This is a genomic window from Methylobacterium sp. J-092 (genome assembly GCF_022829325.1).
Taxonomy (GTDB): Bacteria; Pseudomonadota; Alphaproteobacteria; order Rhizobiales; family Beijerinckiaceae; genus Methylobacterium.
This window is the reverse complement of the sequence record NZ_JAKSXU010000143.1, coordinates 1-275: the sequence shown is the minus strand read 5'-3', so window position 1 is coordinate 275 and position 275 is coordinate 1. Positions and strand designations below refer to the sequence as shown.

General features: G+C 70.2%; 1 pseudogene. It reads left to right on the top strand.

The features are described 5' to 3' along the window. Positions 1 to 131: 131 nt before the first annotated feature. A pseudogene (locus MKK60_RS28705) lies at positions 132 to 275 on the top strand (ABC transporter ATP-binding protein); the annotation flags it as partial.

Here is a 275-nt window from a genome sequence, read left to right as displayed (position 1 = left end):
CCGCCGGAGAAGGCGTTGGGGTAACGCTCGGCCGCGCTCGCCGAGAGGCCGACGAGGTCGAGGAGCTCGCGAGCCCGGGCGCGGGCCTCCCGCCGGGGCGTGCCGTGCGCGATCGGGCCTGCCGTGATGATCTGCTCGACGTCTCGGTCCAGGCGCAGGTGCTCGACCTGCTGGAAGACCTCAAGCAGCGCCTGAACCTCGCGATGCTGTTCATCACTCACGACCTGCGCGTTGCCGCCAAGATCTGCGACCGCATCGCCGTGATGCATCGCGGT